12 protein-coding genes are annotated in these 15,920 nt (G+C 73.3%); 8 read left to right on the top strand and 4 right to left on the bottom strand.

The window, feature by feature from the left end:
• Nucleotides 1–77: 77 nt before the first annotated feature.
• A complete protein-coding gene (locus IF20_RS35755) occupies nt 78–4,778 on the bottom strand; it encodes an ATP-dependent helicase (RefSeq protein ID WP_052869622.1) in 4,701 nt (1,566 codons plus the stop codon).
• 101 nt (nt 4,779–4,879) lie between these two features.
• Between IF20_RS35755 and IF20_RS35750 the strand changes: the two genes are divergently transcribed.
• From IF20_RS35750 to IF20_RS35740, 3 genes are read left to right on the top strand one after another with little or no spacing between them, the layout of a single operon-like run.
• Nucleotides 4,880–5,806, top strand: a complete 927-nt coding sequence (locus IF20_RS35750; protein ID WP_052869621.1) for an AraC family transcriptional regulator — start codon at nt 4,880–4,882, stop codon at nt 5,804–5,806.
• 9 nt (nt 5,807–5,815) lie between these two features.
• Entirely contained in the window at nt 5,816–6,589 is a 774-nt protein-coding gene (locus tag IF20_RS35745; protein ID WP_110944871.1) for an AzlC family ABC transporter permease, read from the top strand.
• Complete coding sequence (locus tag IF20_RS35740; RefSeq protein WP_052869620.1) at nt 6,586–6,894, top strand: AzlD domain-containing protein; 309 nt, start codon at nt 6,586–6,588, stop codon at nt 6,892–6,894. The genes IF20_RS35745 and IF20_RS35740 overlap by 4 nt, the downstream gene beginning before the upstream one ends.
• A gap of 103 nt (nt 6,895–6,997) precedes the next feature.
• Here IF20_RS35740 and IF20_RS35735 read toward each other — a convergent pair whose 3' ends face one another.
• Complete coding sequence (locus IF20_RS35735; RefSeq protein ID WP_199896911.1) at nt 6,998–8,362, bottom strand: MFS transporter; 1,365 nt, start codon at nt 8,360–8,362, stop codon at nt 6,998–7,000.
• Nucleotides 8,359–9,810 (bottom strand): alkyl sulfatase dimerization domain-containing protein, encoded by a 1,452-nt coding sequence (locus IF20_RS35730; RefSeq protein ID WP_052869618.1) that lies wholly within the window; start codon nt 9,808–9,810, stop codon nt 8,359–8,361. The genes IF20_RS35735 and IF20_RS35730 overlap by 4 nt, the downstream gene beginning before the upstream one ends.
• 199 nt (nt 9,811–10,009) lie before the next feature.
• Here IF20_RS35730 and IF20_RS35725 point away from each other — a divergent pair, with 199 nt between their 5' ends.
• Nucleotides 10,010–11,257 carry a PucR family transcriptional regulator gene (locus tag IF20_RS35725; protein WP_234426984.1) on the top strand — a complete coding sequence of 416 codons (1,248 nt, stop codon included), beginning with the start codon at nt 10,010–10,012 and terminating at the stop codon, nt 11,255–11,257.
• Here the strand turns inward: IF20_RS35725 and IF20_RS35720 are convergent.
• A complete protein-coding gene (locus IF20_RS35720; protein WP_052869617.1) occupies nt 11,236–12,159 on the bottom strand; it encodes a hypothetical protein in 924 nt (307 codons plus the stop codon). The two genes, IF20_RS35725 and IF20_RS35720, sit on opposite strands and share 22 nt — an antisense overlap.
• Before the next feature lie 79 nt (nt 12,160–12,238).
• Here IF20_RS35720 and IF20_RS35715 point away from each other — a divergent pair, with 79 nt between their 5' ends.
• The 4 genes from IF20_RS35715 to recX all read left to right on the top strand — a co-directional run bounded on the left by IF20_RS35715 (nt 12,239) and on the right by recX (nt 15,838).
• Nucleotides 12,239–12,433, top strand: a complete 195-nt coding sequence (locus tag IF20_RS35715; protein WP_052869616.1) for a DUF3046 domain-containing protein — start codon at nt 12,239–12,241, stop codon at nt 12,431–12,433.
• A gap of 157 nt (nt 12,434–12,590) precedes the next feature.
• Nucleotides 12,591–13,868 (top strand): AI-2E family transporter, encoded by a 1,278-nt coding sequence (locus IF20_RS35710; protein ID WP_110944869.1) that lies wholly within the window; start codon nt 12,591–12,593, stop codon nt 13,866–13,868.
• Between the two features lie 218 nt (nt 13,869–14,086).
• Nucleotides 14,087–15,208, top strand: a complete 1,122-nt coding sequence (gene recA, locus IF20_RS35705; protein ID WP_052869614.1) for a recombinase RecA — start codon at nt 14,087–14,089, stop codon at nt 15,206–15,208.
• Between the two features lie 6 nt (nt 15,209–15,214).
• Nucleotides 15,215–15,838, top strand: a complete 624-nt coding sequence (gene recX, locus IF20_RS35700) for a recombination regulator RecX (RefSeq protein WP_052869613.1) — start codon at nt 15,215–15,217, stop codon at nt 15,836–15,838.
• Nucleotides 15,839–15,920: the final 82 nt, after the last annotated feature.

The raw sequence follows: 15,920 nt of genomic DNA, 5'->3' as shown, positions 1-15,920 counted from the left end.
CATCATGCCGTGCATCATGCCGTGCCCGGCCCGTAGGAGGACGCGGGGCCGGACCACGCCGGTCCGCTCTCCCGTGCTCATGTCCGCAGTCGCAGCCCCCTCGGTGTCGCGTGGAAGCCCGCGTGCTCCAGCTCGGCGGCCAACGGCGAGGTGAGGGCGGAGGAGCCGTTGATCCGCTCGACGGTCAGCGCGCCCACGAAGCCGTTGCGCACCGCTGCCGCCAGCGCCTCCAGGGCGAGCCGCACCCGGGTGCCGCCTTCCTCGGCCTGCCAGGCCAGCAGTGTCTTGCCGCCGCGCTCCATGTAGACCGCCAGCTCGCCGTCGACCACGACGACCAGCGATCCCGCCTTGCGGCCGGGCTTGTGGGACGAGCCTTCGGGCGGCTCGGGCCAGGGCAGCGCCGCGCCGTACGCGTTGGCCGGGTCGGCGGCGGCCAGCACGACGGCGCGCGGGGTGCCACCGCTGCGGGCCGGCGCCGCGGGCTGCCAGGAGCCGCCGGGCGCGGTCTCCTCGGCCGTACGGTCCCGGCTCGTACTGACCGCGCGCAGTCGGTCCACCGCGCCGTCCATCGCGAACTGGGCCGCGCCGAGCCCCTCCACGACGTACCCGCGGCGGGCCTGGCCGGTCTCCTCGAAGGCGGAGAGCACCCGGTACGCGGCGGAGAAGCCGCCCTCGACCCCCTCGGCGGCCACCGCGCCGCGGGTGACGATGCCGTGCCGGTCCAGGAGGGTGTGGGCCAGGGCGTGCGCACGGTGGGTGGGCTCCGGCTCCAGGGCGGGCAGCAGCGACCAGCGGCCGGCGACCGTCGGCGGGCCGGACCGGGAGGCGGTGGGGCGACCCGTCCGGCCGGTGGCGGCGGTGAGGCTGCCGTACCGGCCGCGCGGCGTGGCCCGGCGGGCGCGGTGCGCCGTGGCGCCCGCCGTACGGCCCGAGCCGAGCAGCGCGCGCAGCGGCGCGAGGGTGTCGTTGGTCAACCGCCCGGACCAGGCCAGGTCCCAGAGCGCGTCGGCCAGTTGCGGATCGGTGACCTCGGGATGCGTCGTGGCGCGCACCTGGTCCGCGATCTGCCGGAAGAACAGGCCGTACCCGGGCGCGAGGGCGTCCAGCACCGACTGGTGCAGCGGTGTCACCTCGAAGGGGTGCGGCTGCGGCAGGAGGAGCGGCGCGGTGTCGGCCGGGTACAGGGCGACCCAGCCGTCCTTGCCGGGCAGCGCGCCGGCGCCGGCCCACAGGACCTCGCCCATGGAGGTCAGTTCGTCCAGCAGGGCGGGGGAGTAGCCCGACACCCGGGAGGGCAGGACGAGCCGCTCCAGGGCCGAGGCCGGCACCGGCGCGCCCTGCAGCTGCTCCACGGCGCGCAGGAGCCCGTCGATGCCGCGCAGCCCCTGAGCGCCGACGCTCTGCCACTGCGGCAGGAAGGCGGCGAGCGCGGGTGGCGGCACCGGTTCCAGTTCGTGCCGCAGCGCGGCCAGCGACCGGCGCCGCAGTCGCCGCAGCACCTGCGCGTCGCACCATTCCTGGTGCACCCCGGCCGGCGCGAACTCGCCCTGGACGACCCGGCCGGCCCCGGCGAGACGGTGCAGCGCCCCGTCGGTGACGGCCGTGCCGAGGCCGAAGCGGGCGGCGGCCTGCTCGGAGGTGAACGGGCCGTGGGTGCGCGCGTACCGGGACAGCAGGTCGCCCAGCGGGTCCTTGACCGGTTCCGTGAAGGACTCGGGGACCCCGACGGGGAGCGCCGTGCCCAGGGCGTCCCGGAGCCGCCCGGCGTCCTCGACCGCAGCCCAGTGGTCGGCCCCCGCGATGCGCACCCGGATGGCCCGGCGGGCGGCCGCCAGCTCCTCCGCCCACCCGGGGTCGGCGCCGCGCTCGACCAGCTCGGCGCCGGTCAGCGGGCCGAGGAGGCGCAGTACGTCGGCGAGGCCCTCGGCATCCCTGATCTTGCGGTCGTCGGTCAGCCACTGGAGCTCGCGCTCCAGGTCGGTAAGGACCTCCGGGTCCAGCAGCTCGCGCAGGTCGGCCTGGCCCAGCAGCTCGGCCAGCAGCCGGGAGTCCAGGGAGAGCGCGGCCGCGCGGCGTTCGGCGAGCGGGGAGTCGCCCTCGTACAGGAACTGCGCGACGTACCCGAAGAGGAGGGACCGGGCGAACGGCGAGGGCTCCTGGGTGGTCACCTCGACCAGCCGGACGCGGCGCGACTCGATGTCCCCCATGAGCTCGGTCAGACCGGGCACGTCGAACACGTCCTGCAGGCACTCGCGGATGGCTTCGAGGACGATCGGAAAGGACCCGAACTCGCTCGCCACCTGGAGCAGTTGCGCGGCGCGCTGGCGCTGCTGCCACAGGGGCATGCGCTTGCCCGGATTGCGCCGCGGCAGCAGCAGGGCGCGGGCCGCGCACTCCCGGAAGCGCGCGGCGAACAGCGCCGAGCTGCCCACCTGGTCGGTCACCACCTGGTCGACCTCGCCCTTGTCGAAGACGACGTCGGCGGCGCCCACCGGCGACTGGTCGGGGTCGAACTCCGCGCCCGCCGCGTCCGGGTCGCTGTCCAGCAGGTCCAGGCCCATCAGGTCGGCGTCCGGCAGTCGCAGCACGATGCCGTCGTCGGCGTGCATCACCTGGGCGTCCATGCCGTACCGCTCGGTGAGCCGGGCGCCGAGCGCCAGCGCCCAAGGGGCGTGCACCTGCGCGCCGAACGGCGAGTGCACCACCACCCGCCAGTCGCCCAGCTCGTCCCGGAAGCGCTCGACCACGATGGTGCGGTCGTCGGGGACGTGGCCGCAGGCCTCGCGCTGCTCCGTGAGGTAGCTCAGGACGTTGCCCGCCGCCCAGTCGTCCAGCCCGGCGGCGGACAGCCGGCTGCGGGCCGCTTCGGGCTCCAGCGCGCCGACCTCCCGGAGGAACGCGCCGAGCGCGCGGCCCAGTTCGAGCGGGCGGCCGAGCTGGTCGCCCTTCCAGAAGGGCAGCCGGCCGGGCACACCGGGGGCGGGCGAGACCAGTACGCGGTCCCGGGTGATGTCCTCGATGCGCCAGGAGGTCGTGCCGAGCGTGAAGACGTCGCCGACGCGCGACTCGTACACCATCTCCTCGTCGAGCTCCCCGACGCGGCCGCCGCCCTTTTTCGGATCGGCGCCGGCCAGGAACACGCCGAAGAGGCCGCGGTCGGGGATCGTGCCGCCGGAGGTGACGGCCAGCCGCTGGGCGCCCGGCCGCCCCGTGACGCTGTTCGCCACCCGGTCCCACACGATGCGCGGCCGCAGCTCCGCGAAGGCGTCTGAGGGGTACCGGCCGGCCAGCATGTCCAGCACTCCGGTGTACGCCGACTCCGGGAGCCCCGCGAACGGCGCGGCCCGCCGCACCACCGCCAGCAGCTCCTCGACGTCCCAGGCGTCCATCGACACCATCGCGACGAGCTGCTGGGCCAGTACGTCCAGCGGATTGGCCGGGACGCGCAGCGCCTCGATGGCCCCCTCGCGCATCCGCTCCGTGACCACCGCCGCCTGCACCAGGTCGCCGCGGTACTTAGGGAAGACCACGCCCGTGGACACCGCGCCCACCTGATGGCCCGCGCGGCCCACCCGCTGCAGCCCGGAGGCGACCGACGGCGGCGACTCCACCTGGATCACCAGGTCCACCGCGCCCATGTCGATGCCCAGCTCCAGGCTGGAGGTGGCCACGACGGCCGGCAGCCGGCCCGCCTTCAGGTCCTCCTCGACCTGTGCGCGCTGCTCCTTGGACACCGAGCCGTGGTGCGCCCTGGCCAGCAGGGACGGCGCGCCCTTGGCGCCGCCGGACTGGGCCATCAGCTCGGCGGGGGAGTGGTCCTCGGGCAGCGGCTCACCCGTGGCGCGCTCGTACGCGATCTCGTTCAGGCGGTTGCACAGCCGCTCCGCGAGGCGCCGGGAGTTCGCGAAGACGATCGTCGAACGATGTGCCTGTACGAGGTCGGCGATGCGCTCCTCGACGTGCGGCCAGATGGACGGCTTGTCGCCGCCCGAGTCGCCGCCGTCGGGCCCGGTCTCCTTCACGGGCGAGCCGCCCAGCTCCCCGAGGTCCTCGACGGGCACCACGACCGAGAGGTCGAACTCCTTGCCCGAGGCCGGCTGCACGATCTCCACCCGGCGGCGCGGCGACAGATAGCGCGCGACCTCCTCCACGGGCCGGACCGTCGCCGACAGGCCGATGCGGCGGGCCGGGCGGGGCAGCAGCTCGTCCAGCCGCTCCAGGGACAGCGCCAGATGCGCGCCGCGCTTCGTCCCGGCGACGGCGTGCACCTCGTCCAGGATCACCGTCTCCACGCCCGCCAGCGCGTCCCGTGCCTGGGAGGTCAGCATCAGGAACAGCGACTCGGGAGTGGTGATCAGGATGTCCGGCGGGCGGTTGGCGATCGAGCGGCGCTCGGCCGCCGGGGTGTCACCGGAGCGGATGCCGACCCGGATGTCCGGCTCGGGCAGTCCGAGCCGCACCGACTCCTGGCGGATGCCGGTCAGCGGAGAGCGCAGATTCCGCTCGACGTCGACCGCGAGGGCCTTGAGCGGCGAGACGTACAGCACCCGGCAACGCTTCTTGGGCTCGGCGGGCGGCGGCGTGCTCGCGAGGGAGTCCAGCGAGGCGAGGAACGCGGCGAGGGTCTTGCCGGAGCCGGTCGGCGCGACGACCAGGACGTCGGAGCCCTCGCCGATGGCGCGCCAGGCGCCGTCCTGGGCCGCCGTGGGCGCGTGGAAGGCCCCCGTGAACCAGCCTCTGGTCGCGGGGGAGAACGAATCGAGCGCGGTCCTCGCCATGACCCCATCGTGCCTCGGACCACTGACAACGGTTCGCCGACGAGCGGTCCGGACCGTGGACGCCCAGGTCAGCGACGGCGCGCCGGACGCAGAATGGGTGCATGGACAGCGGCGGCGGGCCGGCGGCGGGCCGGGGGAGCGGGGGGACCGGCGGGCGCGCGTCCGGCGAGTGGGCGCGGCACTGGCGGCACGCCGGGTTGCCCGGCCTCGACCTGCTGCGCGCCCGGTACGTCCGCCACACCTTCCCCCGCCACAGCCACGACGGGTTCGTACTGGGCGCGGTCAGCGGCGGCATCGAGGAGGTGGGCCTGCCGGAGGGGACGGTACGGGCCGGCCACGGCAGCGTCGTCATGATCAACCCGGAGGTGCCGCACACCGCGCGGGCCGGCGTCGACGAGGGCTGGACGTACTCCACGCTCTACACCTCCGCCGAGCTCGTGGCCGGCATCGCCGCGGAGACCACCACGCTCCGCGGTACCCCCGGATTCACGCAGACCTCCGTGATGGACGTGCACACGGCTCGCCTCATCCACGAGGTGCACCGGGCGGCGGAGGAGGGCAACGCGCTGGCCGCCGACAGCGTGCTGCGCATCATCGTGGCCCGGCTGCTGCACGCGCACGGCGGCTCCCTGCCGACACGTACGCCGCGCACGGCCGGCGCCCTGCGGGCCGCCCGCGCCCGCGACATCTTGCAGGAGCGGCTGGCCGAGCCGCCCACCCTGGAAGAGCTCGCCGCGCAGCTGGAGACGAGCCCCTTCGCGTTGCTGCGCGCCTTCAAGGACGCGTACGGCATGCCGCCGCACACCTGGCTGACCGACCTCCGGATACGCCGGGCACGGAGACTTCTGGAGAGCGGCAGCATGCCCGCCGAGGCCGCTGCCGCGGTCGGCTTCACGGACCAGCCGCACCTGAACCGGCACTTCACCAAAATCGTCGGGGTGCCGCCCGGCGCGTATCGGCGGGAGCGCGGACCGGCCGCCGGGGCCGGCCGCAAGAACGTACAAGACCCCGGAGCCCGCCCCGCCTAGCGTGACGACGTGCCTGAACAGATCGAACAGACCACATCGCACGGGATACCCGGCCCGCAGCGCGTCCCCTCGGAGGCGTCACCGGGCAAGTCGGATGCCGCCGTCATCAGGGACGCACTCGGTGTCGGCGTCGCCGTCGGGCTCTCCGGCTTCGCCTTCGGGGTCACCTCGGCGGGCGCGGGCCTGAGCGTGCTGCAGAGCTGCCTGCTCAGCCTCTTCGTGTTCACCGGCGCCTCGCAGTTCGCGCTGGTCGGTGCCCTGGGGGCGGGGGGCAATCCGTTCGCCGCCGCGGCCGGCGCGTTCTTCCTGGGCGTCCGGAACTCCTTCTACGGACTGCGGCTCTCCGGGGTGCTCGGCTATCGGGCCGTGGTGAAGCCGTTCGCCGCCCACTGGATCATCGATGAGACCTCCGCCGTCACCTTCGCCCAACCCGACCGGCGCAGCGCCCGCCTCGGCTTCACCGTCACCGGGCTCTCGCTCTACGTCCTGTGGAACCTCACCACACTGGCCGGCGCGCTGGGTGCCGAGGCGCTCGGCGACACCGACGCGTGGGGCCTGGACGCCGCCGGGCCCGCCGCTTTCCTGGCGCTGCTCGGCCCCATGCTCAAGACCACCGTGGAGCGCGCCGCCGCCGGGCTCGCCGTCGTCCTCATGCTCGGCACGTTCCCCGTGCTGCCCGCCGGAGTACCGGTCCTGGTCTCCGCACTGGCCGCACCCGCCGTACTGATGGCCCGGGGCGCCCGCTCCCGTAAGGCCTCGACCGCACGGGAGGAGAGCCGGTGAACACCTGGATCGCGATCGGCGTCACCACCGTCGGCTGCTACCTGCTCAAGTACGCGGGCCTCCTGGTACCCGCAGGCGTACTGGAGCGCCCTCTCGTCAGGCGGCTCGCCGCCCTGCTGCCGGTGGTCCTGCTGGCCGCTCTCACCGCGCAGCAGACCCTCAGCGAGGGGCAGCACCTCGTGGTGGACGCCAAGCTGGCGGGCGTCGGCGCGGCGGCCCTCGCCCTGGTGCTGCGCGCACCGTTCCTGATGGTCATTGCGGTCGCCGTGGTGGTGACGGCGGGCGTACGGGCGCTCGGCGGCTGACCCGAAGGGCGGCGGGACGCGCGGCCCATGTGAGGGACGGAGGGGCGCCCGGCCCATGGGGACCTCGCCGTCGCCGACCTACGGGCGTTCCGCCGCAGTCGGCCTACGGGTGCGCGTCCGGCCCATCACCCGGCCCCTCGGTGCCCAGCCGCCGGGCGTCCCGCTCCGGGCGCAGGAAGAGCACGACGGCCACCCCGGCAACCGTCACCAGGCCGGCCATCAGCCCGTACGCGCCGAAGTACCCGGAGGCCACGGTCGCGCCCGCGTCCACGATGCGCCCCATGACGAGCGGCGCGAGCACCCCTGCCAGGGCGAACACGCCGGTCAGCGTCCCCAGGGCGACGCCGCGCCGGTCGGCGGGGGAGATCCGGGAGACCGCGGTCGCGGCAACGGTGAGGACGATGTCCGTGACGGACAGCGGCCCCAGCAGCAGGACGATCTTCAGCCACAGCACGTCCGTCGCCGCGAAGCACACCGTGGCCACGCCCGCCAGGATCATCACCAGACCGGTCTTCACCCCTGAGGACCAGCGGAGGCGGGGCGGCAGGCCGGCCGCCGCCCGCTTGACCGACCGCTGCACGAGCACCCCGTGGGCCAGCATCGCGGCGCCCTTGGTCAGCGCCGACAACATGATCAGCAGGCTCGCGCCGCGCAGGGAGAGCCCGCCCACCTCCTGGAAGTAGTCCGCCGACCAGGTCAGCCCCGCCGACAGCGTCCAATACGCGGCGAACGAGCCCAGCGCGGCAGCCAACCAGGTCCCCGACAGCAGCAGCCGCCGGTACGGCACGGGGACTGCCCGCACCGGGGCTGCCTCTCCCTCGGGCACACGCTGCCTGCCCACCGCAGGAGCCAGCGGCCCCTCCGCTCCGTACCGGAGCCACACCGCCGCCCAGACCAGCCCGACGACGCCCACCACCCCGAAGGCCCAGCGCCAGCCCCAGTGGTCGATCACCACGCCCAGCGTGGGGGCCGCGATCGCCACCCCGGCCGCCGCCCCCGCCAGCAGCACCGCCGTCGGCAGCGTGCGGTCCTTCTGCTCGAACCAGCCGTACAGGTGGTGCAGCGCCACGGGGGACGCCGGGCCCTCCGCCGCACCCAACAGGACGCGCGTCGCCACCAGCACCCCGAAGCCGGCCGCGCCGACCAGCATGGGCAGCTGCGCCGCCGACCACAGGAGCGCCATGCCCAGCAGCAGCACGGAGGTGCGCACCGTACGCGTGAGGAACGAGCCCGCCAGCGCCGCCAGGCTGAACAGCGCGAAGAACGCCGACGAGGCCGTGCCGAACTGCTCGCGGGTCAGTCCCAGATCGCGCATCACCGGGTTCGCCGCCAGGCCCATCACCGTCTTGTCGGCGAAGTTCACCAGCATGAAGGCCAGCAGCAGCCACGTCGTGCGCCAGGCACGCCCGCGCACGGAGGCGGCCGCGCCCGGGGCGACGGCGGACGCGGCCCCGGCGGTGGACGTCACCGAAGCCGCCCCGCCGCGGCCCCGCCCCCGTCCGCCGCGCCGCACGCGCAGCCGTCCTCGTCCACGCCCGCCACGACGCCGACCGCGATGCCGCCGGCGGCCCGCCGACGGCCGCCCTCGCTGCGCGTCAGCTCCACGCTGAGGTCCGTCCCCTCCGCCACCGCCGCGGACTCCGCAGCGGCCCACCGGAAGACGCCCTGGGCCATCGTGGACGACTCGGCGGCAGCCCGCTTCGCGTAGACCTCGGCGCGGACCCGGGCCACCTCGCGGTCCGCCGGTGCCGCCAGCGCCGCCGTCTCCGCCAGGTGGGCGGCGAGCCGCAGCTCACCGCGGCCCAGCAGATCCGCCGCCCGCCGCGCCAGCACCGCGGCACCGCCCGCCGCCTCCGCCAGCTCGGTTGCCAGCTCCCCCTCGGGGGCGGGCTTGAGATGCGCCGGGTTCTGGTCGTACCAGCCACCCCAGAGCCGCCACAGATTGCGGACCACGAACTCCGGCTCGTCGTAGGCCGGATGGAGGTAGGGCTTGGCCAGTAGCTCCGTCGGCACCTGCACCCGGTGCAGAACCTCGTCCAGACGCAGCCCCGCGTTCATCAGCTCCCGGGTCTGGCCGCACAGCGACTCCAGCAGCTCCGCGCTGTCCCCGAGGGCCTGCGCGACGCGCGGCGCCCCGATGATGGGCACGCCGTGCCCGGGGAGCAGCACCTCGGCCCCCAGCTCCGCCATGGCGCGCAGGGCCCGCGCCCAGTCCTCGGGGTAGCGCTGCACCTTCTGAGGGTTGCCGGCATTCGGCGAGTTCCAGATGAACAGGTCGCCCGTGCACAGCGTCCGCAGTTCCGGGATCCACACGTACGTGGCGTCGTCCGTCTCGCCGCGCGCATGGCAGAGCTCGAAGGTCAGCTCCCCGTACCGAAGCGTGAGCCGGTCCCGATAGGTGGTGTCCGGGTAGCGGTACCGGGTCGGCCAGTTGAGCGACGGCACTCCGAATTGCCGCCGGTTGATCCAGGAGTTGTAGCCCGCTGTCTCCTTGTAGCGGTCGAAGCGCGTCGCGACCGCCTCATGGGCGACGACCTCGGGAGCGGCGACACCTCGCACCCGCGCGTCCTCGTCGAACGGCGCGACCCCGAAGACGTGGTCCACGTGCCCGTGGGTGTACACGACGCTCCGCACCTCCTTACGAGGTACGCCGTCCCCCGCCGTACCGAACGCCGTCACCGCGGTGCGCAGTTGCTCTGCCGTGCGGCCGTCCCCCGAGTCCACCAGCACCAGCCCGTCCGACCCGGTGTCGAACACCGCCACATTGGCGAACGCGGGAAAGAACCCGGTCCGCTCACCGATGCGCACGAGAGCGTCGCCCGTGTACCGCCCCGAGAGATGGGCGAGGAGGGTGTCCTCGCCCTCCCAGACGCGGTCCACGTAGGCGAGATAATCGTCGAGGTTGTGCTGCGTCATAGAGAGCGGCTCCTTACGAAGGATCGGCTGCCGACCGGTCTCGGTGCGGTCTTCTCCGGCTGGTGCACCGAGTCTGAGCCGCCTACGGGCCAGGGGACATCCGGCGCCGTCACACCCTCCTGCGGCCGCTACTGTGATGTGTCACAGTCCCTTGCCCTCTCGTCCGGCGCGGGATCGCGCCTTGAAGAAGGAGGCACGAGTGCCGCTCTCCGAAGCCGCCCGTCACCTGGCCCTGCGCTGCGAGACACGGGTCAACGCACTGGCCCGCGAGATGACCGGCGACGTGTTCGGCGACATTCCCGGATACGCCGAGCTCCCCGACGACATGAAGGACGTCGAGATCGCCGCCACCGCACGGCACGGGCTGCGCCTCTTCATGCGGCGGGCGCGCGGCCAGGGAGGCCGCCACGGAGACCACGCGCTCTTCAGGGAGCGCGCCGCCCAGCGCGCCGAAGAAGGACTGCCGCTGCACCTGCTGCTCCGCACCCATGCGATGGGCACGTACGCCCTGTGGCGCACGCTGCACGAGGAGGCCGGCCCCGGCGAGGAGGCCGCACTCGTCGAACTCGCCGACTTCCTTCTCCGCAACCAGGGCAGCGTCATCGGCGCCGTCGCCGAGACCTACCTCGACGAACGCGCCGCCCTGGACGCCGAACGACGCGAGGAACGCCGCACACTGGCCCGCGCCCTGATCGACGGCGCGCCACCCGCCGACCGCACCGCACTGGACGACCTGGGTCTGGCAGGACCCTCCACCGTCCTCGCACTGCGCCTCCCGCCGGCCGACGGGCCCGCCACCGCACCGGTCGCCGTCCGGCGCCGGCTGCGACGCCTCCAGACGGTTCTGGACCGCGCGTTCGGCACCGACGTCCTCACCGCCCTGGACGCCATCGGCGGCCACGCGCTCGTCCCCGGCGCACCCGAACCCGCCGACGACCTCGCCCGGCGGCTGGCCCACGTCTGCGACGGCCCGGTGCGCTGCGCTGCCGCGCAGGCCGAGGGGCCCGAAGGCATCCCGCACGCCGCCCGTACCGCATCCGAGGTCATCCGCATCGCGCACGCCGCCGGACGGCCCCCGGAACTGCACCGGCTCGCCGACGTACTGCTCGAATACCACCTCTCGCGCCACGACGAGAGCAGCCCGATGATCGCCGCCCTCCTCGACCCGCTCGACGGCCGCCCCGAACTGGCCGACACTCTGCGCACCCACCTGGAGACACGCCAGGACCGCCGCGCGACCGCACAGGTACTCGGACTGCATCCGAACACCGTCGACAACCGCCTCGCCCGGATCGCCGAGCTCACCGGCATCGACCTGGCCTCACCACGCGGCACCACCCTGGCGCTGTGCGCGCTGCTCCTCAAGGACGGCGCTCCTCGGTCGCTCTCGGAGACGCGCCCCGGCCAGCCGCCCGCAGTACCGGATCAGCCGATGTCCCGCCCGTAGGCACGCAACGTCAGCAGCGCCTTGAGCGTCGCCATCGGGCGGCACTCCAGCGCGGTGCCCGGCGCCCACGAACGCCAGTTGATCGGCCAGCCACCGTCCTCCTCCTGGAGCGAGGCGAGGTGGTCCAGCGCCCGGTCCATCTCCGCGTCCGTGAACCAGCCACGCGCCGGGGACGCCGGAGTGGGGGCGTAGTCGTACGCGAAATGGTGCTCACCGGGTGCGTACCCCTCCGCCACCGGCACCTCCTCCGCCCGCTCCGGCTCCACGACCACCAGGCCCTGGTCCCGCACCAGCCGGCCCAGACGGACAGCGGCGGCAGCCGCGCGCGCCCGGTCCGGTACGCCCGCCAGGAAGGCGAGCGCGGCCTGGGCACCGTACGGATGCGTCTTCTCCAGTGACTCCACCGCCCGCCAGCAGTAGTCCGTGGCCCGGAACAGCCAGGCGTGCCACACCTCGTTACGGTGCAGCAGCCCCACCACCGGGCCGGTCGCCAGCAGGTCGCTCGGCGGATCGTCCGGGATCGGAATCCACGGCGCCGCGGGATAGCCGCGCAACGAGGGGTGCAGAGCGGGCAGCGCGCCCTCGGGGGTCGAGACGTCCGTCAGGTAGCGGCAGATCCGTTCCACCCGGCGGCCGTCGCAGCGCCGGATGGCATCCAGCACGCCGAGCGCGTGCGCGGTGTGCAGCGGCTGGCTCACCGGCCCGCGCAGATCCGGCTCCAGGGCGTGTCCGTAGCCGTCGTCGTCATTGCGGTACGCGTGCAGTGCGGTCTCCACGGCGTCCGCACTGCCGTCGAGGAAGTGATATTCGAAGAGGCGCTGTTCCAGGACCCGCGCGGTGAGCCAGACGAACTGCTCGGCACGTGCCAGAGGGGGCGTCGGTGGGCTTGCGGTTTCGGCCATGGACCGACGGTAGGGCGGAACCAGCGACCGGTCAGCGGCTCACGCACGGCTGCACCCTCAGGGGCGGGATACTGGAGTCATGCGGTTGACGGACTTCTGGCAGCGGATGACGGATCACTTCGGCGCGGCGTACGCCGACACCTTCGCGCGCGATCACGTGATGGCCGAACTGGGCGGCCGGACCGTCCACGAGGCACTCGACGCGGGCTGGAGCGCCAAGGAGGTCTGGCGGGTGGTGTGCTCGGTCATGGGGGTACCGGCCGAGAAGCGCTGACCCACCGGAGCGGCCGACTCGGACCCGCCCGACCCACCCGGCGACGCGGGCCAGGGCCCGCGATGTCCGACCCGTGCGCGAGACTTGGCACGTGTCCGCGACTCCGAAGCCCACCGGCCCCGACGACCGACGACCGAACGATCCGCACACCACGCGGATGCCGCGCTGGCTGCCGCGCGCGATGGTGCTGGCACTCGCCCTGCTGGCCTGCTTCCAACTGGCGAGCTGGGCGTTCCACCAGCTGATCTCGCTGCTGCTGAACATCCTCATCGCGTTCTTCCTGGCCCTGGCCGTGGAGCCAGCAGTGGACTGGATGGCGGCGCGCGGCGTGCGGCGCGGAGTGGCCACGGCGCTGGTCTTCCTCGTCATCCTGATCGCCGGCGTGGGCTTCGTGACCCTGCTCGGCTCCATGCTGGCCGGACAGATCACCACGATGGTCGGGGAGTTCCCGCAGTACCTCGACTCCGTGATCAGCTGGACGAACGAGACGTTCCACACCCACCTCTCACGCGTGGAGGTGCAGAACAACCTGCTGAAGTCCGACTGGCTGCAGAAGTACGTCCAGGACAGCGCCAACAACGTCCTCGCCGTCTCCGCGACCGTCCTGGGCTCTCTGTTCAACCTGCTCACGGTGGCCCTGTTCTCGTTCTACTTCGCGGCGGACGGCCCCCGGCTGCGCCGCGCACTGTGCTCCGTACTGCCGCCCACCCGGCAGGCCGAGGTGCTGCGCGCCTGGGAGCTCGCGGTCGCCAAGACCGGCGGTTACCTGTACTCCCGCGGCCTGATGGCTCTGATCTCCGGCATCGCGCACTACGTCCTGCTGGAGATCCTGGGCGTGCCGTACGCGCCCGCCCTCGGCATGTGGGTCGGCCTGGTCTCGCAGTTCATCCCGACCATCGGCACCTACCTCGCGGGCGCGCTGCCGATGCTGATCGCCTTCACGGTGAACCCCTGGTACGCGGTCTGGGTGCTCGGCTTCGTGGTCGTCTACCAGCAGCTGGAGAACTACCTCCTGCAGCCGCGGATCACCGCGCGGACCGTGGACATCCACCCGGCGGTCGCCTTCGGCTCGGTCATCGCCGGCACCGCGCTGCTGGGCGCGGTCGGCGCGCTGATCGCCATTCCGGCGACGGCGACCCTGCAGGCCTTCCTCGGCGCGTACGTCAAGCGGTACGAGGTCACGGACGACCCGCGGGTCCTGGGGCGCGGCCGCCGCAGACGGGGCTCCTCGCTCCTGGCCAAGGTGCGCCACACGCTCCAGGCCGAGCACGCCCCGGCGCCGCTGAAGGAACGCCGACGTGCCGAGAAGCAGGAGGAGAGGCGCGAGGCCGGCGGTCGAGGGGAGGACGGTGACCGTGGGAGGAACGACGACCGCGGGGACGGCGGGGGCGAGGACGGTGGTCGCCGGGAGAGTGACGGGCCCGACGGGGGCTGAGGCGCGGGCGGTGGCGGGCTCCCGGCAGGGGCTGAGGCGTGGTGTGGCGCGCTTGACACCAAAATCGAACATCCATTCTTATGGCAGCCACGGCCCTGATTTTCCGGGGTTCCCGGGAAGTTATCCACAGGCCGGGGCCGGGTCCGGGCGCATTGTCAGTGGCAGGCGTTAGCGTCATGGACGTGAAGCGATCGACTCAAGCGAACCGGGTGGAACCCATGGCAGGCACTGACCGCGAGAAGGCGCTCGACGCCGCTCTCGCACAGATTGAACGGCAATTCGGCAAGGGCGCAGTGATGCGCATGGGTGACCGGCCGAACGACCCCATCGAGGTCATCCCGACCGGGTCCACCGCGCTCGACGTGGCCCTCGGCGTCGGCGGCCTCCCGCGCGGCCGCGTGGTGGAGGTGTACGGCCCGGAGTCCTCCGGTAAGACGACCCTGACCCTGCACGCCGTCGCCAACGCGCAGAAGGCCGGCGGCCAGGTGGCCTTCGTGGACGCCGAGCACGCCCTCGACCCCGAGTACGCCAAGAAGCTCGGTGTCGACACCGACGCCCTGATCCTCTCCCAGCCGGACAACGGCGAGCAGGCCCTGGAGATCACGGACATGCTGGTCCGCTCCGGGGCGCTGGACCTCATCGTGATCGACTCCGTCGCCGCCCTGGTGCCGCGGGCCGAGATCGAGGGCGAGATGGGCGACTCCCACGTCGGCCTCCAGGCCCGTCTGATGAGCCAGGCGCTGCGGAAGATCACCAGTGCGCTCAACCAGTCCAAGACCACCGCGATCTTCATCAACCAGCTCCGCGAGAAGATCGGCGTGATGTTCGGCTCGCCGGAGACCACGACCGGTGGCCGCGCCCTGAAGTTCTACGCCTCGGTGCGCATCGACATCCGCCGCATCGAGACCCTGAAGGACGGTACGGAGCCGGTCGGCAACCGCACCCGCTGCAAGGTCGTGAAGAACAAGGTCGCCCCGCCCTTCAAGCAGGCGGAGTTCGACATCCTCTACGGCCAGGGCATCAGCCGCGAGGGCGGCCTGATCGACATGGGCGTGGACCACGGCTTCATCCGGAAGTCCGGCGCTTGGTACACCTACGAGGGCGACCAGCTCGGCCAGGGCAAGGAGAACGCCCGCAACTTCCTCAAGGACAACCCCGACCTCGCCAACGAGGTCGAGAAGAAGATCAAGGAGAAGCTGGGCATCGGTGTGAAGCCCGAGGACCCGACGGCGGAGCCGGGTGCGGACGCGGCCGGCGAGACGGCCGAGACCGCCAAGACCGTTCCGGCCCCCGCGGCCAAGGGCGCCAAGGCAGCCAAGGCCGCAGCGGCCAAGAGCTAGTCCGCCGTGACCCGCCGAACGCACTGGCCCGACAGCGGCGAACACGATGCCGCGCCCGTCGCCGATGGCGGCAGCACGGACAGCGGTGGCCCGGCCTCGTCGAGGGCCGGGGACGGGCCACCGCGCACACCCGAGGAGCAGGCACGAGCCATATGCCTGCGCCTGCTCACCGGAAACCCCCGCACGAAGAAGCAGCTCGCGGACGCGCTGCACAAGCGCGGCATCCCCGACGAGGCGGCCGAGGAAGTGCTCTCCCGCTTCGAGGAAGCCGGGTTGATCAACGACGCGGCGTTCGCCGGGGCGTGGGTGGAGTCCCGGCACCACAGCCGCGGCCTGGCCCGCCGCGCGCTGGCCCGGGAGCTGCGTACGAAGGGCGTGGAGTCGGCGCTGATCGACGAGGCCGTCGGACAGCTGGACCCGGAACAGGAGGAACGGACCGCCCGGGAACTGGTCGACCGCAAGCTCCGGTCCACGCGGGGCCTGGACCGGGAGAAGCGACTCCGCCGCCTTGCGGGCATGCTCGCCCGCAAGGGATACCCGGAGGGCCTGGCCCTCCGCGTCGTCCGCGCCGCCCTTGAAGCGGAAGGCACGGACGACCCGGACTTCCTCGACGGGTACCTGGGGGACTGAACCGGCTGAGGGGGAACGGTAGGGGAGCAACGACAGGGGAGCAGCGACAGGGAAGCAACGGCGGGGGAGTCGATCTCAGCTG

The sequence above is a fragment of the Streptomyces niger genome (assembly GCF_000718305.1).
GTDB classification, from domain to species: Bacteria; Actinomycetota; Actinomycetes; order Streptomycetales; family Streptomycetaceae; genus Streptomyces; species Streptomyces niger.
The sequence above is the reverse complement of the archived record's forward strand: the minus strand, read 5'-3'. Positions and strand labels throughout refer to the sequence as shown.